The organism is Algoriphagus sp. A40 (assembly GCF_002002735.1).
Taxonomy (GTDB): Bacteria; Bacteroidota; Bacteroidia; order Cytophagales; family Cyclobacteriaceae; genus Algoriphagus.
Genome location: NZ_MUNY01000060.1, coordinates 94,809 through 119,567, shown reverse-complemented (window position 1 = coordinate 119,567; position 24,759 = coordinate 94,809). Strand labels below are relative to the sequence as shown.

Sequence of the window (24,759 nt, the reverse complement as noted above, 5' to 3'; positions counted from 1 at the left end):
AATTTGAAGAATTACTATTTAATGATAGATTTCAAGAATTTTTCTTTTTCTTACAAGCTTTGGGGGCCACAAAAATTTTAATTACAAATAAAAGAGGAAATATATCACAAGAAAATATTGGTACTCAAGAAAACTCAAATTCTGAAGTTGAAATTTCAAAGGCAAAAATCTCATTGGCTTCAATGGAAAACTCAAAAGAAAACACAATTACAAATATAGATCAAAACTCATTTTTAAAAGAAACTTCTAGGGTACAAATCTTCAATCCTCGTAAAAAACCATATTTACCTGAAAGTCTAATCTGGTACCCACATGAATCTTCTTGGCAAAGGCTTTACTCTCAAAGAATGGAAGGTCATATTTTAGCACATAACGAAATAATCTCCACAACTCAAATTCAAACAGTATCAAAGAATGAAAAAGTAAAAATTGAAAAATCATTTAATGCATATGCTGCCGCCTTGAATTTGAAAAGTTTCAACGAAACAACTCATTCTTTTAAAGAAAAAGAAACTATTGAATGGTCTATACAAGTAGAATTTGCCCCAATAGAGGAATTAGAAATATTGGAAAGGTCAGAAAATGAAATAAATTTTGATAGTCTTCCGATCAATGAAAAAAAATATTATGAAGAAGTTGTTTTCATGCTTGAAGATGATTTTCAAATAGATGAGGATGAGAGAAAATTACTTGACAAAAAAATTGAAAAACTAAATATCAATAAATCAAAAGCTGCAAAAATCGAAATTCAGGCAAAACTTGAAGTAATGTCTCATAATAATGAAATAATCTTATTTAACGAAATAAAAGAATTACTTGATGACGGCGATTTTAATGAAAACACAAAACGAATTTTATTAAGAAAAGTAGAAAAATTAAACATGCCTCTTGAAAAGTTTGAGAAAATGCAAGAATTAGCTGCAGAATATATAAACGCTTATAAATAAAAAAACATGCCCACCTTCCATTGCGAATACTGCGGGACGAAATTTCCATCAGTCGCCAACTTGACCGGCGTGCCTTGCTACCGTCATCCGGACGGTCCCAACAAAGGCAAGCACAAACTCTACGAAGGCAGCGAAAAGTCCAAGTACACTTGCAAGTATTGCGGCACCACCAATACCAGCCTCGCCAACCTGACCTCTATTCCCTGCCCCCGCCATCCCAAGGGAAACCTCAAAGGGCATCATTCCCCGGCTTTGTAAAGAAATTCGTTACGAATATTCAGTGAAACCCATCGATTGTTCAATTAAAAAAAGGGAGAATTTAAAGTCTGTAATTTCAAAACGTGTTAAGCAACTTTTTGAACCGATCTTATATCAGGGGTGGTAGAAGATCGGTTTTTCTTTATCCTATTACCATTTAGATCGCAACACAATTACCAACTTTTCCAAAGTTTGGAACTTTGGAAAAGTTCTCATTTTCAAATGCGGATAAAAACCTTTGCGTTCCTTCGCGTACTCGCGGTTAAACAAAAAGCTTTAGCTTTTCTCTGTGACCTCAAAAAAGGTCTATAAAGAAAAATGAGATTGGAGTTCCAAAAAGATCAAAAACCTCCAATACTGAATCCTCTAAGACCTCTGCGGTAAAAAAACTCTCAGCTGTTGGATTAAGATTGCTTCGTCGCATGATGCCCTATCATAATTCAAAGGTCAAAAAATGCTCCTCGCAATGACGGGTTTCCAAAAAGCTTTAGCTTTTCTCTGTGACCTCAAAAAAGGTCTGTAAAGGAATTTGAGATTGTAGTTCAAGATAAGATCAAAACCCTCTCAAACATTTTCCTCTGAGTTCTCTGTGGTAAAATCCCTTTGCTTTCCTTTGCCCCTTTTGCTTTAAAAAAATGAATAAGAAACCTTCGGTTCCAGCCACATCAAACCCAAAGTCAAGCACATCCCAATGATCCAAATCCAGGGTGAAATCAGACTTTTGCCGGATTGTGCCAAAGCTCCAAGTTTTGTTTTTTGGTTCTGAATTTCTTGCAAAAGCATTGATGTGGTGATCTGGGGAAATTGCTCCGGGGTATAGCTATAAAATGACAAGTCTTCTCCGGATTCGGCCCAAGCCGAATCGCTGGAAGTCCAAATTCCGCTGCTTTGGAATGGATTTACCGAGCTGATTTTCATTGAAATCGTATCCTGACCTACCGGTAACAAATCGGGTAAGCTATCGGTTGAAAACACTTGAATTTCGGAAGAAAATGCCTGCAAAACCGGAGCTTCTATCGCAAAGCTCTTTTCCTCATCCGGTTCCAAAAGCCCAAGAATTTCACCCCAGATGGATTCGTATTCAGCTTTTTTATCCTGCAAAATCAATGGAAAGCTGGAAGGAATCAGAGTTACCGCAATTGGACTGGAACCTGCATACTGAAGCGCAATGGTCCGCTCTTGCAGAAGTTTTTGCTCGGTCTTATCGGTCCATTGGTAAGGCAAAGCCTCAAGCCCATTTTCCAATCTTCTCGATTCATCAGGCCCGGATTTTTCAACCTGAAAATCAGTTCCAAACAGACGATTGAGTTGCAGGGCAGTTTCCGCAGGCTGGCTGACATTCAAGACTACCAAAGCTGCATTTCCGCTTTTCACCAGTTCTTGGACAGACTTTTGGTTTAGCTGAGCCGGATCTACAAAAAGTACCTGCAGGGAATCATATTTACCAGGTGTTTGCAAAATTGTCTCCCGAGATAGCCGAATCTCCTCCCCGACTCGCTCACCTTTTTCCCGCAGCCAATTGGCTAGAGTGCGGATTTCCATGCTGGGGAAATCCAACTGAAAATGATAGGATTTTGGGTGTGATGCTCCGATGTGAAATCGAATGGGAGCCAGCGTGTCGGCATCCAGAACCAAAGGGAATTCTGCTTTGCCCAAACCCGTGGGAAAAAATTCTAAAATGCCCGAATTCCAGCCTTTTTGCAAAACCAGCTCTCCTTTTTCATTCCCGGAAATCTGAAGTTTGGCACTGTCTTTTTCCGAAAAAACCCGAAAACCCAGTCGCTGAACTTCTCCTTTTCTAAGGTATCCTTTCCAGGAAAGGGCAGTCACCAAGCCATGCTTTTCCGGCAAAATCCACTCAAAGTCCTGATTGGCCAAACGGAAGGATTCTTCTCTTTCAATCGAATGAGCCAAAAGATAAACTTTCGACTCAGACCCTTCAAAATCCTCCAGAGCAACTGTCCTGCGGATTTTCAGACTGTCTTTCCAAAATGCAAGTTCGCTGCGGTCTATATTCTGACCAATAACGAGAACTCCGGGAGCTTGTGGATCCAAGGTCCTCATCGGGCGGAATATCAGCATACTGAGACAAACCAAAAACAGGAAAAACAAACCTGCCCGTATGGCAAGCCGGATACCTGCCAGGCCCTTTCTCCACTGAAAAACAAGCGGCACCAAACCTGCAAGGGAAACCGCCGTCAAAATCCCGAAAAAGAAGGGCCAGGAAATGAAAGGTTGATAGGTGAAAATCATTTCAAATTCTTTCGGAAAGCGGTTTTCAATGCCTCAGAGGAGGGGTAGGAAACACTTGTGTTTTTATAATTTCTCGCTAAGGGATATAGCTTTTCCCGCAGGTACTTTTTGCCGGTATCTTCCAATTTCCCCGACTCCAATTGCTGGAGGTAAAGCAGGAGATTGAGATCTTCGAGTTGGGAATTTTGGGCTTTTCCAGCCCAAAGCGTGCCCAGTTCCCAGACAAGCACCCGATCCTGAGCGCTCAAATCGGGCTGGACAAGCATACCCAAAACCGCCGATGCCAAGGGCTCGATTCTGGATGCAAGCTGAATCTGTTCCTTTTGGATCGCTTGATCCAGTTTATCCAGTTCCCCACTCAGGCGCTTTTCGTCCTCTTTGATCGGAGGTGGATCGTAGCCGGTGCGCTTCACATAGACGCGGGATTTTTGCTGAACAGTCTTGAGCAATTCCAGTGCTTTGTATTGATAGGGAAGCGATTTTTCGGGTTCAAAGAGTCGCATGTACAACTCCGCCTGCCACATCTGCTCCAAGGCTGATTTCAAGGCACCTCGAGTCGACTGCTCAAAGTAGGTATTCATCTCCTCCGAGTCATGCGCATGGATGTACTCACTCATCAGACTTTCCATGCTTCCGGCTTCGGACTCTTCTACTTCATGGCCGTGCCCGGCTTCTGCGGATTGGGTAGGCAGCGGCAAAACCTCCTCATGCTCCCCTTCCTGGTCGTGCAGATGCCTATAGCCAGCCAGCATATCCCCGTCGTTTTCCGGCTCCACGACTACACCAACAGCCGCCGTCTCAAACTCCTCTCCGAGGTATTGTCCATATCGGAGACGAAGGAGTTTTTGATCGTAGCCGATCTCGTTGGAAGTAGAATTGAATTTCTTTTCGGCTATTCTGGATTTTTCAGCAAGCAGCTTCTCGGTGTCAATGATGATTTGTCGCTGACTTCGGAAGTACTCTGGCAAAACTTGAATCGCCATGCCTTCCAGCACCGCATTGCTTTCCTCGCTGTCATCAAAATACTTGATGAAATAGGTATCAGTCCGACTTGTGTTGGCCTCGGGGGACTTATTGTCCACAGCCGTCCAATAATAATAGAGCTCATCTCCCGGCTGAAAATCCAGAGACGAAACATTCAACACAAAGCCGGAGATCTTGGATTGGAATGGGACAGTTTCTACAGGAAAGCGCGTCTCGCGGAATTTTACATTTTCCCCTTTACCCCTGACCAAAGTGGCTACAATCTCCACCTGGTTTACTCTGAAATCATCCCTGATGTCAGCTTTGAGCGAAAGCTTGGGGTCATTTCCCGGGAAAAAGAACTTATAAATCTCCTTTTCCTCGGGTATGATTTGAGGACTTTGATCCTCGATGGATTCGATGGTGTAAAAGTCCGATTCAAAAACTCCCACACTATCCCTGAATGCCTGAATGGAATAAATCCCCGAACTAATCAATTCCTGACTGAGCTGAAAACCTGAATCAGAAGCCTGAAAATCCAATTTGTCTCCGGAGGAATTGACCAAAAAAACATCCAGATCACGGCGATTTCCAAAGCCAAGTGTCCAGGTCAGGAGAGATCCTTTCATCGCCTTGATATCCAAAACATCCTGTAACTGAGCAGGAATTCCGGTATAATCAGGGGATTGGATCCGGACTTGAGTTTGGGTCAAAAGAACAGGAGCATCCGCCACCAAAGTCGCCGGGAAATTCTCCTTCGTTCCAGCTTGGCCCTGATTTTTCTCCTTCAAATCAGGAATGTAGTCCAGCCCAAAACTCAATAAATAGACAAAGCCAAAAGCCAATACAAAAGGCAAAAGGCCCCGGTGAAAGACCGTGATTCTGGGAGGAATTTTTGAACCAATCCGCTCCAACTGCATGCGATCAGCGATCGTGAGTTGAGATTTTTCGAGCAGTTCCAGGCTGAATTCTAAATTTCCCGCCTCCTCATGCAGGATATGAATTGCCTCTTTCCTTTTGGATCTAAATCCGCCAAAAGCAAACTGAAATACCAACATCAAACCCACTCCCAGCATAGTCGCCCAGGGTTTGGGAAGACCAAGCGTAAAAGCGACCAATCCAACCGAAAGCGCCAGCAATAGCGCCTTGATCCAGCCATTCAGCTGAAGTTGGGTCTCTATTGAGCGGATATGTTGAGGCAGCGTTTTCACAGGTCGTTTCGATAAGCCAGAAATCGCTCAAGGGCAAAAACCAGAGCGATCAAGACCAGGATGATTTCTGAGGTATTTGGAAAAACGGAAAGCTGGGCTTTGGGGATTTCGATAAACTTTTGGGCGATTTGGCGCTGGGTCAAAAGCGGATCAGCAGCTCGAATTCCGAAAAATTCAAGCAATGGTGAAAGAATCAATTCAGGCAAAAGGCCCTTTTCCAAGACTTCATCTGCTGGCAATTGAACCGAATGGTAAAGCGAAATCATCGATTTATTCCCGGGAGTATCAAGGGAAGAAGTCAGAAAATAGAGTTTGGCATTGTCAGCATTTTCGGGGATCTGGTCGGTAAAAACCAATTTGGCTTTTCCAGTTTCTACTTCAGCAAAGGATAATCCATAGACCTCAGTCAATGCGGCCAAAGCGGCTTTGATGTTGGACTTTTCACCTTCTTCTATTTCCAGGCTATAGGGAATGGATCCTGTAAAAACCACTTGGTGATTTGGGTCCTTTTCAAACGATTTTGCCAAAATTCCGCGTTCATCCAAACCCAAAAAAGAACCTGAATCCAAGGCAATCACCTGTTGAGCGATTTTGGTCTGAGTCCATTCTTCGGCTAGATGCAGTTGGGGAAATACAGGCACCCAAATGAGTGTAGAAGGCAAATCTCTCGGATTTCCAGAGGTGTAAATGTGAAGCGAATCCAATCTTTTGGGTAAGAGGTCAACGTATTCCTGAATTTTTTCCCCCTCGAACACCGGCAATTCTCGAAAACCTGCTTCATATGAAGGCAAGCCCTCAGCCAGCCAAAAAACCGACTCCCCATTTTCCAATGCTTGGTCCAGCTCAAATCGAAACTCTGAGGCAACCTGCTCATCCGGGATGATCAAATGAACAGTTTCATCAGCTGTTTTATCCAGATTTTTCCACCAAATCCCCACTGCAAAAAGTACCAGCAAAGTCCAAAGAAGGATTCGAAGCAGCAAAAGAAGAATTTGGTCAAGCTTGAGTGATCGGCTTGATTGAGACTCCTGTGGCTGGAGCCAGGCCATGGCAGCCCAGGCAATGACTTTTCCCTTTTTTCCATTCCAAAGGTGGATCGCCAATGGAATCGAAATTCCCAACAATCCCCAAAACAGGCTTGGTTGAATCCAATCCATCAGGGCAATTTCTTAAGGTTGAGAATTCTCCGTGCAAGCTCAGCCAAAGGGGTCTGCATAGATTCCCGGATGAGATGAACCTGCGGTAGCTGAAACTTCCGATCCAGATGGCTGAGGTAATCCTGAAACTTCCTATGAAAGTCCTCTCTCAACTGTCTGGCATCCTGCACCACTTCGCGACCGCTCTCCAAATCCCGAAAAACAAAATTTCCCTTCATGGTAAAATCAAGTTCCTGCTCCCCAAGGACCTGCACCAGCATCAGTTCTTTTCTCGGATGGCGAAATGCCTGCACGAGGTTTTCCCATTCTGAATTTTCCTGAAGAAAATCCGAAACCCAGATGATTAACTCTCGATTGCGGCCCTGCACCAAAGAGGCAGGAATCAGCTCCAAAGGCCAGGAACCTTGTGCTTTCTCCTCCCCTAGATGAAATAATATCCGCTGAAAGCTCTTTGGGGTCGGAGCTACTTTCTGCTCGATTTTACCAGCCGAAAGGGTATAATAGCTCAAAGAATCTCCCTGCAAAAAGCCTAAATAGGCGAGGGATGCAAGGAGGTTTTTGGCGTAATCCAAGCGGGAAAAACCGTTTTCGGAGTAATTCATCGAGCCTGAAAGATCCAGCATCAGACGGATGTGCAGGTTGCTTTCGGTGGTCGATTCCTTGACCATGTACTTGCCGGACCGGGAAAAATACTTCCAGTCGATCCGCTTGAGATCATCTCCCGGACGGTAGTGCCGGTATTGCTCAAACTCGCTCCCCACCCCCACCCGGATCCCCGAATGGACGCCCTGCCTCAGCTGTTCGCTGATCAGCCGGGCCGAAAGGCGCAGGTCGTTGAGTTTGATGATCTCCAGATTACTTGGCATGAACAGGGACTAGTTCGACGATTTTTGAAATGATGAAATCGGTATCCAATTGCTCCGCTTCGGCTTTGAAATGAAGCGAAATCCGGTGGCGTAGGACCGGGTACACCAGGTATTTGATGTCTTCAGGAATTACCGAATAGCGGCCTTTCAGCAAAGCCCTGGCTTTGGCACAGAGGATCAAAGCCTGTCCTGCCCGTGTTCCTGCACCCCACTCTACATAAGTTTTGACCTCGGGAACATTGGTGTTTTCCAATCTCGTAGCACGTATCAGTCTGGTGATATAGGTCAAAAGCGAAGAGTCCAAATGAACCTCCCGAGTCAGTTGCTGAAGCTGGACTATTTCGGAGGCTGTAATGATTTTGTCAATGTGCGGCTTGTACGTGCCTGTGGTTTTTTCCAAGACTTCCAGCTCTTCCTGCTCGCTGGGGTAGCCCAGTTTGATGTAAAGTAAAAAGCGATCCAACTGAGCTTCTGGGAGCGGATAAGTTCCACTTTGCTCGATTGGATTTTGCGTAGCAATGATCAAAAAAGGATTGGGCAAAGCGTAGTTTTTTCCTGCATAGGTCACCACTTTTTCCTGCATAGCCTCCAAAAGTGCCGCTTGGGTTTTCGGAGGAGTTCGGTTGATCTCATCTGCCAAGACCATATTGGCGAAAATAGGCCCTTGGGAAAATTGAAAAAACTTCTTGCCTGTGCTGTGGTCTTCCTCCAGGATTTCTGTGCCGATAATGTCGCCCGGCATCAAATCCGGAGTAAACTGGATCCGCTTAAAACTCATTTCCATTACTTCAGAAATAGTCTTCACCATCAGCGTCTTGGCCAAGCCCGGAACTCCTTCCAGCAGACAATGACCTCCGGCAAGCAGGGTAATAAGTACTTCGTCCAGCACTTCCTCTTGCCCTACGATGACTTTGGCAATTTCTTTTTTTAGCTGGGGAAGCTTATCCACCAGTTGTTGGTATTTTTTCAGTTCAGTTTCCAAAAGGTCTTAGGTTAAAGCATACACCACAATGTTGACTCCAAAGCGTGTGTTGTCGATTTTGAGAAATCGCTTGTTTCGAAAATCGTAATCCCATTCACAGCCATAGTCTTTGTTACTATAGAGTACTCCGATTCGGCCGTTGATTTGGATGGCTTTAAGATAGTCGTGCACCAGATCATCTCCCCAGCCGTTGAGCTCGAAAGAAGTAGCCGGAGGACCATCCTCAAACTTGAAAAAACAGCGGTAAATCCAATGGTCATTTGGGATTTTTTGGAGGGAATCGGGGCCGAAAGTCCGGCTCATCTCCTCCTCAAAGGATTTGGCAAAAAGGCCATCAATGTCATGGTTGCAGTCATCGACGAATACAAATCCGCCCTGCTCCACGTAGGTTTTGAAATTTTTTCTTTCCGCTTGGGAAAACTCTACCAGCTTGTGTCCACTCAGGTAGCAAAAGGGGCTTTTGAAAATCTCCTCGCTGCTAAGCTCCACTACTTTTTCCTTTTCATCCACAGGAATCGTCGTGTACTCCACCAAGCTGTTGATGAGATTGGATGGCATGCGCTGATCCGTATCCCAATTGCCGGAGTTGTATTTGATTCTTGTGAAAAAGAAAGCCATTCTTTAATAGTTGGTAGTGATCAGTGATCAGTCTCAGTGGTCAGTTTTGTCAGGCTGAGCGGAGTCGAAGCCCAGTTAATTTCTGTACCGTTGGAAAAACCCTTCGAACTTCCTGACTTACGTCAGTCAGGTGCTCAGGGTGACACCCCAGTTAAGCGTTGAAACCATTTTTCGAAGTCAGAACCTAATGGTCAGTTTCCAAGGAAAAGTAAAAAGTAAGTAGTAAAGTGAGAAATTCATCTACTACTTACTGATCACTAATAACTGAACACTGCCTACTGAATTAAACAGCGTCAGAAAGACTGGAGAAGGTAAAGTCTCTGATCTTCATCGGCGGGATCATGCTTCCGCCCACTCGCTGTGGTTTGCCCAAAGCCTCAATGTTGTTAAGCATGATGATTGGGCTTTCGTTGAATCGGAAATTTTTCAATGGAAACTTGATTTTTCCGTCTTCGATGTAGAAAGTACCGTCTCGGGTCAAGCCTGTAAAGAGCAAAGTCTGAGGATCGACCGCTCTGATGTACCAAAAACGGGTCACCAAGACACCTCTTTCGGTGTTACTGATCATGTCTGCAACAGACTGGTCTCCACCGGAGAAGATAAAACCTCCACCACCGAATCCGCCGCCGCCAAAACCACCGCCTCCTGGTCTGGACAAAGGCGGCACTCCTTTTTTCTCTGCCCAATAGCGGGAGTAGGCAAGGTTTTTTACCACTCCGTTTTCTACCCAAACAGTCTTCTTTAAAGGCATGCCATCACCATCCCAAGGAGCCAAAGGAATCTCCGTATTGGCAGGATCGGAAATGATAGTCACTCGTTCGTCAAATAACTTTTCTCCAAGACGGGTTCCCCCACCTTTTTTGCTCATGTAGCTTCGCCCTTCGTCTGCACTTCTTGCATCAAGCCCTCCGAACATCAATCTAAGGAGATCTCCTGCTGCAGTAGGCTCCAAGATCACTGTGTACTTGCCCGGTTCGATCGCTTGGGCACCTTTTGAGGCTTGCGCTTTTTGCATTGCCACGGTGGTGACATCCTTAGAGTTTAATAAACTTACATCATTGAAATCACGAATGGCGTAGCCAGAACCAGTTCCGTCTTCAGTTCTCACTGTTACAGAAAAGTCAACGGAAGTACTTGTGTTATAATTGAATTGCCCCTTGCTGTTACCTCTTGCTACAAATCCGGAGAAATCTTCCAGATACCCAGCCGCTACCAATCCGGCAGCATTGCATGGCTCTATCGAGTCAATCGCCAACTGAGCCCGGTAATCAGGATTAATTTTATCGGTAGCCGTGCTGAAGGTAGCAGCGGACTGCTCAGGTTGAGGCCCCAACATCGGCATGTATTCCGGGTTTTCCGGAGCCAACTGGGCAATTTCCTCGGACCGCTCCACCGCTTTCTTCAGGGATGCATCATCCAACTCATTGATTGAGGATGAACCGATTCTTTTCCCAAAAACAGAGGTGACACTTAATTGAATTTCATTCGATTCGCCACTGGTACTTACTGTATTGCGCGCATAGCGAATATTACCAGTCCTTCCGCCGGAAATCGAAACCGCGGTTTCGTCGGCTTTAGCATAAGACAATGCCTTATCTATATATTTCTTTGCTTCTTCTTTAGTCAAAATAGCCATAATGCTCTTGTTGTGGTTAGATACTTCTTGCAGTGTTGATGACATTCACTCCATCGAAGCGGGTAGTCGAACTTCCGTGAGATACTGCAGATGACTGAGATGGTTGCCCTTTTCCGTCAAAGAAAGTACCCATGAATCGGTAGTCGTCTTTGTCGCAAATCGCAGAGCAGGAATTCCAAAACTCCTGGGTGTTGGACTGATAAGCCACATCCTCGAGCATGCCTACAATCTCCCCATTTTTGATTTCGTAGAAAACCGTCCCGCCAAACTGGAAGTTGTATCGCTGCTGATCAATTGAGAAGGATCCTCTTCCCAAGATGTAGATTCCTTTTTCTACATTTTTGATCATGTCCATAGGGTTCATTTTTTCTTTCCCTGGTTTCAAGGATACATTGGCCATACGCTGGAATTGAACAGAACTCCAGTTGTCGGCAAATGAGCAGCCATGGGATTCCTTTTCACCCAAAATTCCCACTTGGTCTCTGATCGCCTGATAATTGACCAAAACGCCGTCTTTGATCAGGTCCCACTCTTTACACTTTACCCCTTCATCGTCATAGCCCATGTTGCCCAGAGAATATGGCTGAGTCTTGTCAGCTATGACATTGACGATATCAGAGCCATACTTGAAATTGCCTGACTTCCACTTGTCCAGCGTGGCAAAGCTCGTTCCGGCGTAGTTAGCCTCATAACCCAAAACTCTGTCCAATTCCAGCGGGTGACCGATGGACTCGTGGATCGTAAGACCCAAGTGATCCGGATCAAGCACCAGGTCATATTTACCCGGCACGACAGATTTGGCAGTGATTTTCTCTTTGGCCTGCTTGGCTGCGGTGATGGCATCTTCGACCATGTCGTAAGAATACCTGTAGCTATTGAAGCCTGCCGCATTTGGAATTTTTTCTGAAGGCGTGCCATCCATGTACTCATAGCCCATACCCATTGGGGTGCTTAGGCCCTGTCTGGAACGGAAGCCTCCAGAAGCTTTGTCCACAGCGGTCACGGTAAGGTTTGGCCACAAGCGGTGAACATCCTGGTCAATATAGGATCCGTCTGTAGAAGCGAAATATTTTTGCTCATTGATCATAAACAAAGCCGAATTGACGAAAGCGGCCCCATTGTCCATTGCCGCGTTGTTGGCAGCCAGCATCAGGTCAATTTTTTCTTTCACCGGCACAGCCATTGCGTTTTTCTTGATCGGCGTGTTCCAGGTCACTTCGCCATAGCCCTTTTCGGGTGCCAATACGACTGGTTCTTTTTGGAGTTTGGAGTTTGCCTTGGCGATAGCCACTGCAGTCTCTGCGCATTTTTTTATTCCATCAGGTGTCACATCGGAAGTGGCCGAAAAGCCCCAAGTTCCATTGGCAATGACCCGAATGCCCACCCCGAAGGTCTCGGTATTGGCAATGTTTTGGACGTTTTTTTCGCGGGTGAAAATACTCTGAGATAGGTATCTCCCGATACGCACATCAGTGTAAGTCGCTCCTTTTGCCTTTGTGGCGTTCAGCGCAGTATCGGCAAGGAGCTTCTTGGCGGCCGCGTCGATCCCGGGCTCAATCAGCCGCTCGGCTGAGACGGGATTTCCCATCGCCATGACTCCGGGAGTCATCAGGGCACCAAGTCCCAAGCCGGATAGGTGAATAAAATCTCTTCTTTTCATTTTTTAAAACTAGTTTTTCTCTTGAACACTTAGCCTGTCAGGAATCCATTTTGGGAGAATCTCGCCTCTTGGCTTGTCTTACCTCAGAGATTCGCATGTTCAGGCTCAATTTCAAGAATTGTTAGTAAGATGGTTAGTTGATTTTCCTGTTGCTTAAATGTAATCCTATTCACCACTCAATTCAACGGGAATGTTATAATTGCGGTAAAATGGGTTTATCTGACGGGAAAAATTCAGTTTGGAAGCCCTGAATTTTTTGAAACAGGGGTGAAAAATCCATTAGGATCAGGCTAAATAGAGGATTTTTCTGAAAATCAGGTTTTTCCTGAAAACAAAATCAATGCCATGGAAACTTTCTTCAGCGATAAGAAATCCAGAAGCTATCAGATCAGCTAGTTAGCAATTCCAAGCGGATCGGTAACTTGCAGCGAAGCTTTTATATGATATTCCTATGGAACTCAAACTGACTGAAACCGAACTCCAATTTTTAGCCGAAAAATATTCAGGTTCAGAAATCAGCTTTGTCATTACCGGTCCAGAAAAATTTACCGTATTTCATCCAAAAGCTGAAGTTTCCTGTAAAATCCTGGGATTTACCAAAAGGTCTATTGTAGTGGGATATAACATGGGCTTTTGGAAAAACCTTCTGGTAAAATGGTTTGTCAAATTCGAAAAAGAAGGCATTCTATGGGATAAAAAGCAAAGGCAACTTAAAATCGATCCGTTTTCATTTCTGCCACAAAAAGAGAAAACCGCAACAGCAGATTTCAGCATTCAGAGGATTTCTTTGGAGCCCGGATTTTTGCTGATTCAGCTTGGGGTAATCCCGGAACAAAATTAAAAAGCCCCCCAAATCTCTTCGGAGGGCTCGTATTTCGTTCTTCGTATTTCCTATGAGATTGCTTCTCCGTCTAGACGGATCGCAATGATGTTAGACCTTCGGCACATTCCAGCCATTGTGATAATTGGCCTTCATCAGCTGGTTGGCTTCTGAGTCAGTGAACATGTTTTTTGTCGCATCCCAATACACTTTCTTGCCAGTCTTATAGGCGATATTTCCCATTTGGGCATTGATCGCAGCTACCGAACCGGTCTGAATCGCACACTTCAATAATTTAGGATCATTTGCAGTCATGGCTTCGACAAAGTTGACCGCATGCAGCTCCAAAGCAGAACCCTTGGGTTTGGTATGGGGAACTTCCTCAATCTTGTTTTCCTTCTTGCCATCGACTGTCTGGGTTTCTGGGATTACTTTCCATCCTCCACGATTCACGACCAAAGTTGCATTATTGCCGATAAAAGCGATGCCTTCTGTAGTGCCGTAATTTCCTCCGTCAATGCCTGTGGCATGTTCCCAAAGCATATTGAATCCGTCGTATTCATACACCGTCTGAAGCGTATCTGGAGTTTCGGAGGCGTCATCCGGGTAGGCAAACTTGCCACCGGAGGCCATCACGGATTTTGGCGCACTTACGCCCATTGCATACAATGCGATGTCAATCTCATGCACGCCCCAGTCCGTCATCAAGCCACCCGCATAATCCCAAAACCAGCGGAAGTTGAAGTGAAAACGGTTGGCGTTGAATTCCCTTTTCGGAGCCGGACCAAGCCACATATCATAGTCGACACCAGCTGGCACGGGGCCATTTGGCACAACCGGAACGGGCTTCATCCAACCCTGATAAGCCCAGCATTTCACCAATCGAATCTGGCCAAGCTTGCCGGATTTCACATATTGAATAGCCTCATCGTATTGGGAACCTGAACGCTGCCATTGTCCAACTTGCACGACTTTTCCGTAGCGCTCCTGAGCTTTTACCATAATCTGGCACTCTTCAATCGTATTGGCGATCGGCTTTTCGACATAGACATGTTTGCCTGCAGAGACGGCATCTACCATGTTCAAGCAATGCCAGTGATCCGGTGTTCCGATAATCACCACATCGATATCCTTGTCTTCAAGGAGCTTGCGGTAGTCTTTGTATTGCTTCGGTCTCGTGCCTCGGAGCTTGAATACATCCTCGGTTCGCTGATCGAGGACACTCTGATCCACGTCTGCCAAAGCCACGCAGTTGACCTGTGGGATTTTCAAATGGGCATTCATATTGGACCAACCCATTCCCTTACAGCCGATCAGGCCGTAATTGATCTGGTCATTGGGTCCGATGCTGCGGGTAAACCGGCCAAAGTCGGATGCGGTCAGGATGGAAGGCATACTCAGCCCTGCACCCAGCAGCATGGTATTTTGTATAAATCGTCTTCTTGAGGACATAGATAGATGGTTATTGGGTTATTAGTTGTTTAAAAAGTACGATTTCAGATTTACGATTTACGAGGCTGAGAATAGCATCATTCTTTGTTTTCTGAATTGAACTTTTTTCTTTCAAATCAAAGAGGATTGAATTAGAAAGCTATCTCAACTCTGCCGAAAGCCTCGTAAATCCAAAATCGTACTTCGTAAATCACAAAGGTCTTACCCAGATGTTTCTGAATCTTACCGGATTGCCATGGTCTTGCATTTTGATCGGAAGGGCCTCAGCATGTGCTTTGTAGTTTGGAATACCGATGTATTCGGTTGGGCCTTTGAGGATCACATTGTTTTGTACCAACACGCCATTGATCAGCAAAGTCACTGTCGCCGGAGAGGTTACCATGCCGTTTTTGTCAAATCTCGGAGCCTTGAAGATGATGTCGTAGTAGTTCCACTCACCCGGAGCTCTCAGGGGATTGACCAAAGGAGGATGCTGCTTGTAGATACTTCCAGCTTGGCCGTTAGTATAAGTTTTGCTTTCGTAGCTGTCCAAAACCTGCACTTCGTAAATTCCCATCAGGAAAAATCCTGAGTTGCCTCGACCCTGACCTTCGCCTACGATCTCTGTCGGTGCGGACCATTCCAGGTGGTACTGCGCATCACCAAATGCCTGCTTGGATTGGATATCGCCTTTTCCTTTGACCACAACCAATTCCCCATTTTCAATCAGCCATTCTGCTGGGCCGTTGCCTTCTCTCGCGCTGACAAATCCATTTAGGTTTTTTCCGTCAAAAAGTACGATCGCATCTGAAGGCGGAAGATTGTTTTGTGTTCCAGCGGTGATTTTCGGTGGAACAGGCGTGTAAAACTCAGTAGCCTGTGGCGGTAATTTTGGAGGGGTTTGCTCTTGGGCCTGGGATAAAGAACTTATAGAAAGTCCTGCTGCCAAGAATGCGATAGCAACTAGCTGCTTCTTCATACAATAGATTATTTTAGGAAATGAATGTTAACCCGATAAATAACAGGAAAAAAGCCGTGAATTGGAAAACCACTGATGGATTTTTGCTGGATTTGATAATTTCATTTTTTACTTTTCAAAAAATAACCACCCATGAAATCGAGCAAAACTCAAGCCTCACTCAAAGTGATGATTCATAACAATGCGAAATTCCATTTGACCTTGAAAAATCAATTATAATCACATGAAAAAAACTTTACTCTGGCTGCTTTTCACCTTATTTCTCGGCCAATTCACCTTCGCACAGGAGGACTATTATTTCCCCGGGGAAAAATTTGATCCAGCCATCCCATCCCCTTCCCAGTTTTTGGGATATCCTGTTGGCGATTGGCATACCCGCTATGATCTCATTGTGAAGTACTTTGAAAAGCTGGATCAGGTCAGTGAACTCGCCCAGCTTCAAACTATCGGATATACCCACGAACACCGACCAAAAGTCATTCTGACCATTGCCTCCGCTTCCAACATGGGAAATCTGGAGCAAATCCGCCAAAAGCAGCTCCAACTTGCAGACCCCAATCAGGCAAAACCGGATGTGAATTCCATGCCTTCCATCGTCCACTTAGGATATGGAGTCCATGGAAATGAGCCTTCTTCCGCAGAAGCTGCTATGTTGACCGCCTATTGGTTGATGGCCTCTCAGTCGGATTTGGCAAAAAATCTAAGAGAAAACTCAGTCGTCCACATCGATCCGACCCTGAACCCTGACGGACGCGACCGACATAGTCTTTGGGCCAATTCCAACAAAGGCTTCCCTCCTGTTGCAGATCCAATGGATCGTGAGCACAACGAAGCTTGGCCAGGCGGGAGAACCAACCATTATTGGTTTGATCTAAACCGGGATTGGCTTCCTTTGGCACATCCGGAATCCCGCGTGAAAGTGGAATGGTACCATCAGTGGTATCCCAACGTGACCACCGATTTCCATGAAATGGGCACTAACAGCACCTATTTCTTCGAACCGACCAAGCCCTTTGGCTCTGAAAATCCAGTCGTTCCGAGAAAAAACTATGATGACATCAATCCACGTTTTGCCAAGTATTTCGCCAAATACATGGATCAGATCGGTAGCCTGTATTGGACAAAAGAGGTTTTTGACAACAGCTATCCGGGCTACGGCTCAACCTATCCGGACATCCATGGAGGTTTGGGTCTGGTATTTGAAACCGCAAGTTCTAGAGGTCACGTGCAAAGCAGTCAGCGAGGAGATATCACTTTTGCTTTCACCATCCGAAACCATGTGGTAAACTCCTTGGCGACGATGGAAGCAGCTCTGGACAATCGGGTGTATATGCATGATTACTTGCGGGAATTTTTTGAGTCCGCAGTGGCTGAAGGTGCAAAAGACACCGCAAAAAGCTATGTCTTCGGAGATGAATTTGACGAAAGCAGAAACCGACTATTTGTGAAGTTTCTCCTAGATCACAAGATCAAAGTCTATGAAAACTCGGCTGATGTCACAGTTGCTGGCCAATCCTACAAAAAAGGAAAATCCTGGATCGTGCCAACCAATCAGCCTCAATACCGAATGGTAAGGACGATGTTTGAGTACGAGAAAGAGTTTGCCGACTCAGTATTTTATGACGCCTCAGCCTGGACAATGGCAGCGGCTTATGGGATTCCTTTTTCTTCTGCTGGTTCTGCTAAAGCTGGAACCGAGATCAAAGAAGCTCCTAAAGCAAATCATGTTTTCCCAGAAGGAAAAGCTTACGCCTACCTGATCGACTGGTCGGATTATTATGCCCCAAAGATGTTGTTTGAGATGCAAAAGGCGGGAATTCATGTTGAAGCAATTCACCGAGCATTTTCCTCCCAAACTCAAGATGGAAAAATCGATTTCTCGGCTGGAACCATGATGATTCCGATGGGTTTCCAAAAGTTGAAACCTGAAGAAGTCTCTGCCAAGCTGAAAGAACTGGCCGCCAAAAACGCCCAGAAAGTCTATACAGTGCAAACCGGACTCAACCTCAGTGGAATCGATTTAGGTTCTAATCTGGTTTCTGCTATACAGCAACCAAAGGTCCTGATGATGGTGGGAAATGGAATCAATGCCAATGAGGCTGGCGAAATCTGGAACCTGATGGACCAGCAGCTTGGAATGCCAATCACCAAAGTTAATTCCGATCAATTTGCCAGAATCAACCTCTTCGATTACAACACGCTCATTCTCCCAAGCGGGAGCTACAATTCACTTTCCGAAGGACAGGTCAGTCATTTGAAAGATTGGATCAACCGAGGCGGAACAGTCATTTCGATGAAAAGTGCTTCCCTTTGGCTGAATCAAAAAGAAATTACCAAAGAGGCTCCTGTCACTTTGGAGGAAGAACCAAAAGAAGCTGATTCACTTCCATTTGGTGTGAGAAATGATTTTGAAGGTGCCAAGGAAGTAGGCGGAAGTATTTACATGGCTGAGTTGGATCTGACACATCCAATTGCCTATGGCTATCACAGTAAGACCTTACCTGTGTACCGCAACACAAGTATTTTCATCAAACCGTCCGCTGATAAGTATTTGACACCGGTGAAATATTCCGCTGATCCGCATTTGGGAGGCTATATCTCCAAAACCAATCTGGAAAAACTGAAACTCAGCGCTGGAGTTGTCATTTCATCCGTTGGTCAGGGACGGGTGGTACATTTCTTCGACAGTCCAAACTTCCGCGGGACTTGGTTTGGGACGAACAAACTGTTTTTGAATGCCATTTTCCATGGGGAGAATATGAATTGATTCGATTTCGGATATACTTCCCAAATAAAAAGCTCCAAAACGAATCGTTTTGAGGCTTTTTTTAGTAATAATTGGTTTAGCAATGTTTACAACTTGAACTGGATAGGCAGAACCATTTGTGTGGCGACTGCTTTCCCATCCAGTTTTCCCGGAGTCCAGGTGCCAAAGTTGTCGACCACCCGCAGCGCTTCTTCATCACAACTTTTCCCGATTCCCTGTAGGATTTCGGAGTTGGTAACAGTACCGTCGGCTCTGACTACAAAGGTGACCATGACTTTACCCTCGATTCCCGCTTTTCGGGCGTCCTTTGGATATTTCAGGGTTTTGATCATGTAGTCGGTTAGGCCTTCCATCCCTCCCGGAGGCACGGGCATTTCGTCCACCTTATCATGGACAGTTTCTTGCGCTTGGAGCTCGATTGGATATGCCATCCAGGCAAAAATCAACAGCATCAAACACAGCAATTTGGTAACTGAATTGTTTTTCATGATTTCTATAGATTTGGTAAAAGGTTCTTTATTTTAAATATTTTTATTCAGGATTTAACTCAGTTTGAATCGTACCGGAAGTCTCATTCTGGAATTAACGACCCTGTCTTTTTGCATTGCCGGAGTCCATTTCGGTGAGTTTTCAACTACCCGAACAGCTTCTTCATCAGCACCACCACCGATTCCTTTTAGAACTTCGACATTGGAGATGGACCCATCTGAATTAATCAGAAACACAACGATCACAGTGCCTTCAATCCCCATTTGCCGGGCCTGAGCCGGATAGGTAAGATTTGTACTCAGATATTCCGACCAACCTTGCATACCCCCGGGAGGATTGGGTTGCACTTCGGTCACGTCGAATATTTCTTTTCCGTCTTTTCCCACATCATCGACCAGCGCCAGAATACTAGTAGGACCCAGGCTTTGCATAGCCTCCACTTGAGTGGGGCCTTCCAGTTCGGCCACTTGTTCCATTTGGCAGCTGGTCACGGTCAAAACCATTCCTGTTACGACTAATAGACTTAATGCCTTGTTTTTCAATTTGATAAGCTTCATGGTATACTTGGTTTTTGGTTAAAATTAGGCTGTATCATTCCAGGCCTTCGGTTTTTTCCAAAGGCTGGACATTTGCAATAAGAAATCTGATTGGGGACTAGCGCGTATTCGACTTAGGAGAATATCCAACCACCACGAGGTAATCCTTGCCGTATTGTTCGGCAATGATTTTCTCGCTTTCTTGGTTGGGAGAAGCAGTGCCTGGTTCTTTAGACAATACAAACCTAACAGGAAGACTCATTCTGGTTTTGACAGCTTGCCCATTGATCATTCCCGGATCCCAATTTGGACCCTCAGCGACTAACCGGACAACTTCCTGATCACATTCTCCTCCGATTCCTCTCAGAATTTCGATGTTGTGCAGAGAGCCGTCTTCATGGACTTCAAAACCTACGATGACCGTCCCTTCTACGCCTGCGGATCTGTCGTTTGCCGGATATTTAGCATTTTTTGCCATATAAATATTCCAACCGTTCTCTCCGGATACAGGCCTTGGTTTTTCTTCCACCCGATCGAATACTTCTTTAGAGCTTTGCATTTCAGAATCAGAGGCAAGCCTAACGACCACTTTTGGACTTCCATTTAGCACTACCTCGACACTTTTAGAAGTACTAAAGTGAGAAATAACAAGAATCGATTCCTTGGAGGGAACCTTCAAAGTAAAAAAGCCAGTCGTGTCTGTGACTGTACCAATTGTAGTCCCTTTGACCAGAATTGCCGCACCGATCGCCTTTTTACCTTGTGGATCGTTGACCCTACCCTCAACCACATAACTATCGCTGGTTTTTTGGGAAAAAACTTGCTCTTGAATGCCTAGTGAAGCAATTGCCAGCAGGATAAGAAACCGTGCTAAAACTTGGGTTTTCATGTTAGTATGAGATTAAGTTAGAAAATGGACAAAAAATAAGGATAGAAGTTAAGATTTGTTGTCTGGTTTTTTTGAAACATATGATTTGTTAAAATACTGGACTACAATCAATTGTATCCAATCACCACTACATTCGGTTTCACCTCACCCTTTTCTTCAATTTTTTCTTTTGACGCAACTGAGCCGTTGTCCAATTTAAACCTGATAGGAAGTCTCATCCTAGTATTGACGGCTCTTCCTCTTTGCCTGCCCGGCTCCCATCTTGGTGAATTGAGCACCACTCGCACCGCTTCCTGATCAGCTCCTCCGCCAATTCCTCGGAGAATTTCCACATTGTGGATCGAGCCATCTTTGTGAATTTCAAAAACCACAATGACGGTTCCTTCAATTCCCATACGCCTTGCTTGAAATGGATAATTGAGATTTTTGCTTAAATATTGATTCCATCCACTCATGCCTCCGGAAGGGATAGGTTGCTGCTCCACTAAGTCAAAGACTTCGTCGCTTGGATCCAATAGTAAAGTCGCGTTTCTTAAATCTTCAACCGATTGCTGAGGCAAGAGGTCTTCTCTTTCACAGGAAAAAACAAACAACAATAGGCCAACAGCCGGAATCAGTGCAAGAAAGCGCAGGCGCTGCAATGGCCCTGAAGCAGACTTTGCCATCATCTGAATCCGCTTTTTGGTCTGAAACTGGTTAAAATTATTCATAAACTGCCAGCCTGGCTTCGCTGTAATCAGCTGAAGAAGCAGTGTGGCATATTCCTTTGGAGCAACCTGTCTGGTGACGCCCTGATCAGCCTGATACTCGTGGACTTCCCGAAGATAATTTTCAAAAAGGTAAATCATGGGATTAAACCAGAAAATGACTTTTGCAAAATTTACCAATAGAAGATCCCAACTGTGTCTGAGTCTTACGTGAACCGATTCATGAGCCAAAATCTGTTTTTGTTTAGAATCCTCCGGATCAAAATCCGGCATCAGGATGTACTCAAAGAAGGAAGCAGGTACAAACTCCGGGTGTATCGCCACCCAAAAGCTTCCAAAACGGGTCAGCCGGGCTTGTCCGATCAGCTTTTGGGACATCATAAATCCAAATACCAGGCGGGAAGCCGTAAAAAGGGCTCCTAAAAAGTAAACCCATATCAAAACCTGAGACAAAGAAAACCACTGCTCAACAGTTGGCTTCACTTGATCACCCACCTGAAAAACAGGAAGTGTCATTTCTGAAACCTCCTTGCCAATCCCAAAAAGTTCAAGCCTGAGCAAAGGAATCAATCCCGAAAGGACTAACAAACTGAGCAGGATTGACCTGTTCCAGGAAAAAAAGGTCAATCCACTCAACCAAACCCTGTAGATCACCAAGGAAATCCCCAAGCAAATGGAGACTTCAACCAGATAAACCAAAAGCCCGTCCATTACTTTTGAGGATTATCCATCTTGTCGATCATGTCCTGCAATTCTTTCACTTCCTTATCGGAGATGCTTTTTTCCTTGACCATAAATGACAGGAAATTCCCTACTGAGCCACCAAAGAAATGCGTGACAAGCCGATTGAAGCTCTTTTTGCTATAATCTTCCTGATTCACCGCAGGCTTGTAAATATTCACCGTACCATACATTCTGTGAGTGAGATAGCCTTTCCGTTCAATATTTTTTATCGTAGAGGCTAGCGTTGTATAAGGAGGTTTAGGTTCCTGCATTTGGTCCAATACATCCCTGATCAGCAATTCTCCCTGACTCCAGAAGATCGCCATGATCTGTTCTTCGTTTTGATTTAATTCTTCCATAAATGAAAGGTAAAAAAGAGGAATTTATATTCCTACGATTTTTTCGTATTTCTACGATATAAATTTAAATTGATTCAAAAGCAACTTTTCATTGCAGGTTTTCATCTTTGATAAAGTGCTGAAAAACTGAGCCCTAAACACTCATTCATCCATGAATAAAGCCTTGAAAAAATCAATTTTAACCTATCTCATATTTTTGTTGATCTGCATTGCCGGAATATTTTGGTCAAAATACCTCGTGGACACTTATCCTTTTCTTAGAACCTGGGGCTGGGTTTCCGTCGTCATTTTGCTGATCGGGATTCCTTTTCTGTTTCTTCAAAAACAGGCCGGGATTCCCGAATTCTGGACAAAAGAGATTTCCAATCGGAACAGAATCTGGATTCCGGCATTGATAGGAATTGGATTCGGGATTTTGGACGTGATAATTATAAAGGGGATCCTGCATCCTGAGCCCTACACTGAACTACCTCCTTTTCTTCAGCCATTCCCGTATTCGCTTTTCCTCTATTTTTCGGGAGCATTTGAAGTGGAGGTTTTCTACCGGTTGATTCCGATTGTGTTGGTACTTTTCATTTTCTCAAAAATCGAAAAGGGAAAATACCAGACCCAGGCATTCTGGATAATTGCGGTTTTGACGGCAATCCGGGAACCTCTGGAACAAATGCCAAGCGGAGAAACCTGGTTTATCGCCTATGCCTTGATTTCAGGTTTTGGGATGAATTTCATCCAGGCGGTTTATTTCAAAAAATCAGGCTTCATAGCAAACTTAAGCCTAAGACTTGGCCATTACCTTGTTTGGCACATTCTGTTGGGGCTATATGTGCAAATGGTGGGGTTGGGATAAAGTCTAGAGTTTAAAAGTTGACTATTGAAGATTTTCCTTCACTTTTTGGAAGATGAAGAACAACTCCGATCCGATTTGATGCGACCGCTCGGAGTACATTTTTTCTTCCAAATCTGTCCCGTCAAAGGCTTTGGGGTCCTCGTATCGTAGTGGAATCCGCTTTTCAGTGCCTGGAATAAAAGGACAATTTTCATCCGCATGATCGCAAGTCATCACCGCTGCAAAACCGGTAGTTGGATTAATCGGATCATCGTAAACTTTGGAGAAAGTGATAATAGGTTCAGAGGATTCCCCGTGGAAAACAAAGTAAACCGGATTCCCCTCTCCTTTTTGAACCACTTTGAAACCATCCCTTCGAATGGCAGCTACCGCCCTTTCGTTGAATGCTGTTACTTCTACCCCACCAGAATAGCAGAAGGCTTCAATCCCGAAAAAATCCGCGGCAGTTTGCGCCCAAATTTGCGAAAACTGGCTTCTGCGACTGTTGTGGGTACAGATGAAATTTAGTCTGACTTCTTGGTTTGACTTGATTTTCCCCAAAATATAATCCACTGTCTGCCGGATTACAGGCATTCTGTCAGCGGAGATTTCAGAAATCGGCAGAGAGGAAATGGTTTCCTCCACTGCCGGATAAAAAGAGTTTATCATAAATGAATTTGAAACGATTTAGCAACAGCCTGAATTTGGAGCGCAGCAACCTGTGCCAGCGGCTTGAAGTTCAGATATACGGATTTTAGGTTTCTGGGCAGGAATACCGCATTTGTCTTTGGCCAGGCAGTCGGTCATTTTTTTGGTCAGAACAAAAGCCTCCCCATTGAATTCAAGGCCATATTTCCCAATGGTATCGCCCTGATATTCGACTTCAATTTCAAGATCTTCCAAGCCTAAAACCCGCTCTGAAAGCTGGATAATGTCCAATAATTTCTTTGCACCCAACCGGTGATCGTAATCACCATCCTCCCAAAGCTGGAAGTTGATGGATTTTTCATCTCGGAGCGTTCCTCCGCAGTCGATGAATTTTTTGTTGACCTGACCGATTTCCGTGATGTGAAAATGGGCCGGAACCTGAGTGCCGTCAGGCAATTGGAATGTCAATTGGCTTAACTGAGGCAGCTGGGATTTGATTTCAGAGAGTGTCATAGTATTTAGGTTATTGCAATATTACGATGGATAAATTCAAATTTTTTTAACAACAGGAATCGGAACTGCAGGAATTGTTCACCTGGTCAAACAAGCCATTGAAAAGTCCCTGCACTTGATCCCATTTTTGGGAATTGATGCAATAGCTGATCGAGGCACCTTCGATTGAACCTTTGATCAGTCCCAAGTCTTTCAGCTCCCGCAAATGCTGGGAAATCGTAGCTTGAGCCAAACCAAGTTCCTGGACCAAAGTGCCGTTGATACAGCTTTTGGATTTGACCAAATACTGAAGGATGGCAATCCTGGCCGGATGTGCAAAAGCCTTGGCAAGTTGTGCCAACTCATTTTGCTCTGCGGTGAAAAGGTCTGTTTTAGTGATTCCCATAATTACATTGCAATATTACGATGATAAAATTTTTCGAAACAACTTTTGATACCTTTTTTTCAAAATTATTTTTCAACCTCGGCTTCTTAGCCAGTATTTAGGGAATCTCAACAGGAAATAGATTCAGAATTGAAAT

General features: G+C 44.7%; 23 protein-coding genes. 5 read left to right on the top strand and 18 right to left on the bottom strand.

Annotation, left to right across the window (positions count from 1 at the left end):
* On the top strand, nt 1–947 hold a 947-nt coding region (locus tag B0E43_RS22990; RefSeq protein WP_168171956.1), incomplete at its 5' end, for a hypothetical protein.
* A 6-nt stretch (nt 948–953) separates the two neighbouring features.
* The gene (locus tag B0E43_RS15325; RefSeq protein WP_077351298.1) at nt 954–1,205 is read left to right on the top strand and encodes a hypothetical protein; all 252 of its coding nucleotides are present in this window, start codon (nt 954–956) and stop codon (nt 1,203–1,205) included.
* Between the two features lie 627 nt (nt 1,206–1,832).
* Here B0E43_RS15325 and B0E43_RS15320 read toward each other — a convergent pair.
* The 8 genes from B0E43_RS15320 to B0E43_RS15285 all read right to left on the bottom strand — a co-directional run bounded on the left by B0E43_RS15320 (nt 1,833) and on the right by B0E43_RS15285 (nt 12,551).
* Nucleotides 1,833–3,458 carry a hypothetical protein gene (locus tag B0E43_RS15320; protein WP_077351296.1) on the bottom strand — a complete coding sequence of 542 codons (1,626 nt, stop codon included), beginning with the start codon at nt 3,456–3,458 and terminating at the stop codon, nt 1,833–1,835.
* On the bottom strand, nt 3,455–5,632 hold the full coding sequence (locus B0E43_RS15315; protein ID WP_077351294.1) for a hypothetical protein: 2,178 nt from the start codon (nt 5,630–5,632) through the stop codon (nt 3,455–3,457). The genes B0E43_RS15320 and B0E43_RS15315 overlap by 4 nt, the downstream gene beginning before the upstream one ends.
* Nucleotides 5,629–6,789 carry a BatA domain-containing protein gene (locus tag B0E43_RS15310; protein WP_077351292.1) on the bottom strand — a complete coding sequence of 387 codons (1,161 nt, stop codon included), beginning with the start codon at nt 6,787–6,789 and terminating at the stop codon, nt 5,629–5,631. The genes B0E43_RS15315 and B0E43_RS15310 overlap by 4 nt, the downstream gene beginning before the upstream one ends.
* Nucleotides 6,789–7,655, bottom strand: coding sequence for a DUF58 domain-containing protein (locus tag B0E43_RS15305; protein ID WP_077351290.1), 867 nt, complete (start codon nt 7,653–7,655; stop codon nt 6,789–6,791). Before B0E43_RS15305 ends, B0E43_RS15310 begins: the two co-directional genes overlap by 1 nt.
* Nucleotides 7,645–8,637 (bottom strand): MoxR family ATPase, encoded by a 993-nt coding sequence (locus B0E43_RS15300; protein ID WP_077351288.1) that lies wholly within the window; start codon nt 8,635–8,637, stop codon nt 7,645–7,647. Before B0E43_RS15300 ends, B0E43_RS15305 begins: the two co-directional genes overlap by 11 nt.
* A 6-nt stretch (nt 8,638–8,643) precedes the next feature.
* Complete coding sequence (locus B0E43_RS15295) at nt 8,644–9,255, bottom strand: DUF4159 domain-containing protein (RefSeq protein WP_077351286.1); 612 nt, start codon at nt 9,253–9,255, stop codon at nt 8,644–8,646.
* Between the two features lie 283 nt (nt 9,256–9,538).
* On the bottom strand, nt 9,539–10,891 hold the full coding sequence (locus tag B0E43_RS15290; protein WP_077351284.1) for a TldD/PmbA family protein: 1,353 nt from the start codon (nt 10,889–10,891) through the stop codon (nt 9,539–9,541).
* A 16-nt stretch (nt 10,892–10,907) separates the two neighbouring features.
* Complete coding sequence (locus B0E43_RS15285) at nt 10,908–12,551, bottom strand: TldD/PmbA family protein (protein WP_077351282.1); 1,644 nt, start codon at nt 12,549–12,551, stop codon at nt 10,908–10,910.
* A gap of 451 nt (nt 12,552–13,002) precedes the next feature.
* Here B0E43_RS15285 and B0E43_RS15280 point away from each other — a divergent pair, with 451 nt between their 5' ends.
* Entirely contained in the window at nt 13,003–13,392 is a 390-nt protein-coding gene (locus B0E43_RS15280; protein ID WP_077351280.1) for a hypothetical protein, read from the top strand.
* A 90-nt stretch (nt 13,393–13,482) separates the two neighbouring features.
* Here B0E43_RS15280 and B0E43_RS15275 read toward each other — a convergent pair whose 3' ends face one another.
* Together B0E43_RS15275 and B0E43_RS15270 are read right to left on the bottom strand one after the other, a co-directional pair.
* Nucleotides 13,483–14,823 carry a Gfo/Idh/MocA family protein gene (locus B0E43_RS15275; RefSeq protein ID WP_077351278.1) on the bottom strand — a complete coding sequence of 447 codons (1,341 nt, stop codon included), beginning with the start codon at nt 14,821–14,823 and terminating at the stop codon, nt 13,483–13,485.
* A 190-nt stretch (nt 14,824–15,013) separates the two neighbouring features.
* A complete protein-coding gene (locus B0E43_RS15270; protein WP_077351276.1) occupies nt 15,014–15,781 on the bottom strand; it encodes a DUF1080 domain-containing protein in 768 nt (255 codons plus the stop codon).
* A gap of 223 nt (nt 15,782–16,004) precedes the next feature.
* Between B0E43_RS15270 and B0E43_RS15265 the strand changes: the two genes are divergently transcribed.
* Nucleotides 16,005–18,548, top strand: coding sequence for a M14 metallopeptidase family protein (locus B0E43_RS15265; RefSeq protein WP_077351274.1), 2,544 nt, complete (start codon nt 16,005–16,007; stop codon nt 18,546–18,548).
* 86 nt (nt 18,549–18,634) lie between these two features.
* Here B0E43_RS15265 and B0E43_RS15260 read toward each other — a convergent pair whose 3' ends face one another.
* The 5 genes from B0E43_RS15260 to B0E43_RS15240 form a co-directional block, all read right to left on the bottom strand.
* Nucleotides 18,635–19,036 (bottom strand): energy transducer TonB, encoded by a 402-nt coding sequence (locus B0E43_RS15260; RefSeq protein WP_077351272.1) that lies wholly within the window; start codon nt 19,034–19,036, stop codon nt 18,635–18,637.
* 54 nt (nt 19,037–19,090) lie between these two features.
* Complete coding sequence (locus tag B0E43_RS15255; RefSeq protein WP_077351270.1) at nt 19,091–19,594, bottom strand: energy transducer TonB; 504 nt, start codon at nt 19,592–19,594, stop codon at nt 19,091–19,093.
* Nucleotides 19,595–19,691: 97 nt separating this feature from the next.
* The gene (locus B0E43_RS15250; RefSeq protein ID WP_077351268.1) at nt 19,692–20,462 is read right to left on the bottom strand and encodes an energy transducer TonB; all 771 of its coding nucleotides are present in this window, start codon (nt 20,460–20,462) and stop codon (nt 19,692–19,694) included.
* A gap of 107 nt (nt 20,463–20,569) precedes the next feature.
* Nucleotides 20,570–21,880 (bottom strand): M56 family metallopeptidase, encoded by a 1,311-nt coding sequence (locus B0E43_RS23190; protein WP_077351266.1) that lies wholly within the window; start codon nt 21,878–21,880, stop codon nt 20,570–20,572.
* Nucleotides 21,880–22,251 (bottom strand): BlaI/MecI/CopY family transcriptional regulator, encoded by a 372-nt coding sequence (locus B0E43_RS15240; protein ID WP_077351264.1) that lies wholly within the window; start codon nt 22,249–22,251, stop codon nt 21,880–21,882. Before B0E43_RS15240 ends, B0E43_RS23190 begins: the two co-directional genes overlap by 1 nt.
* A 151-nt stretch (nt 22,252–22,402) precedes the next feature.
* Between B0E43_RS15240 and B0E43_RS15235 the strand changes: the two genes are divergently transcribed.
* Complete coding sequence (locus B0E43_RS15235; protein WP_077351262.1) at nt 22,403–23,098, top strand: hypothetical protein; 696 nt, start codon at nt 22,403–22,405, stop codon at nt 23,096–23,098.
* 21 nt (nt 23,099–23,119) lie between these two features.
* On the opposite strand, the gene B0E43_RS15230 is transcribed toward B0E43_RS15235, so the two are convergent.
* Genes B0E43_RS15230 through B0E43_RS15220 form a run of 3 tightly spaced genes read right to left on the bottom strand, consistent with a single transcriptional unit; the run spans nt 23,120 to nt 24,623 of the window.
* A complete protein-coding gene (locus B0E43_RS15230) occupies nt 23,120–23,746 on the bottom strand; it encodes a protein-tyrosine-phosphatase (RefSeq protein ID WP_077351260.1) in 627 nt (208 codons plus the stop codon).
* A gap of 18 nt (nt 23,747–23,764) precedes the next feature.
* Nucleotides 23,765–24,238 carry a DUF6428 family protein gene (locus tag B0E43_RS15225; RefSeq protein ID WP_077351258.1) on the bottom strand — a complete coding sequence of 158 codons (474 nt, stop codon included), beginning with the start codon at nt 24,236–24,238 and terminating at the stop codon, nt 23,765–23,767.
* A 46-nt stretch (nt 24,239–24,284) separates the two neighbouring features.
* Nucleotides 24,285–24,623 carry a helix-turn-helix transcriptional regulator gene (locus tag B0E43_RS15220; protein ID WP_077351256.1) on the bottom strand — a complete coding sequence of 113 codons (339 nt, stop codon included), beginning with the start codon at nt 24,621–24,623 and terminating at the stop codon, nt 24,285–24,287.
* Nucleotides 24,624–24,759 lie beyond the last annotated feature (136 nt).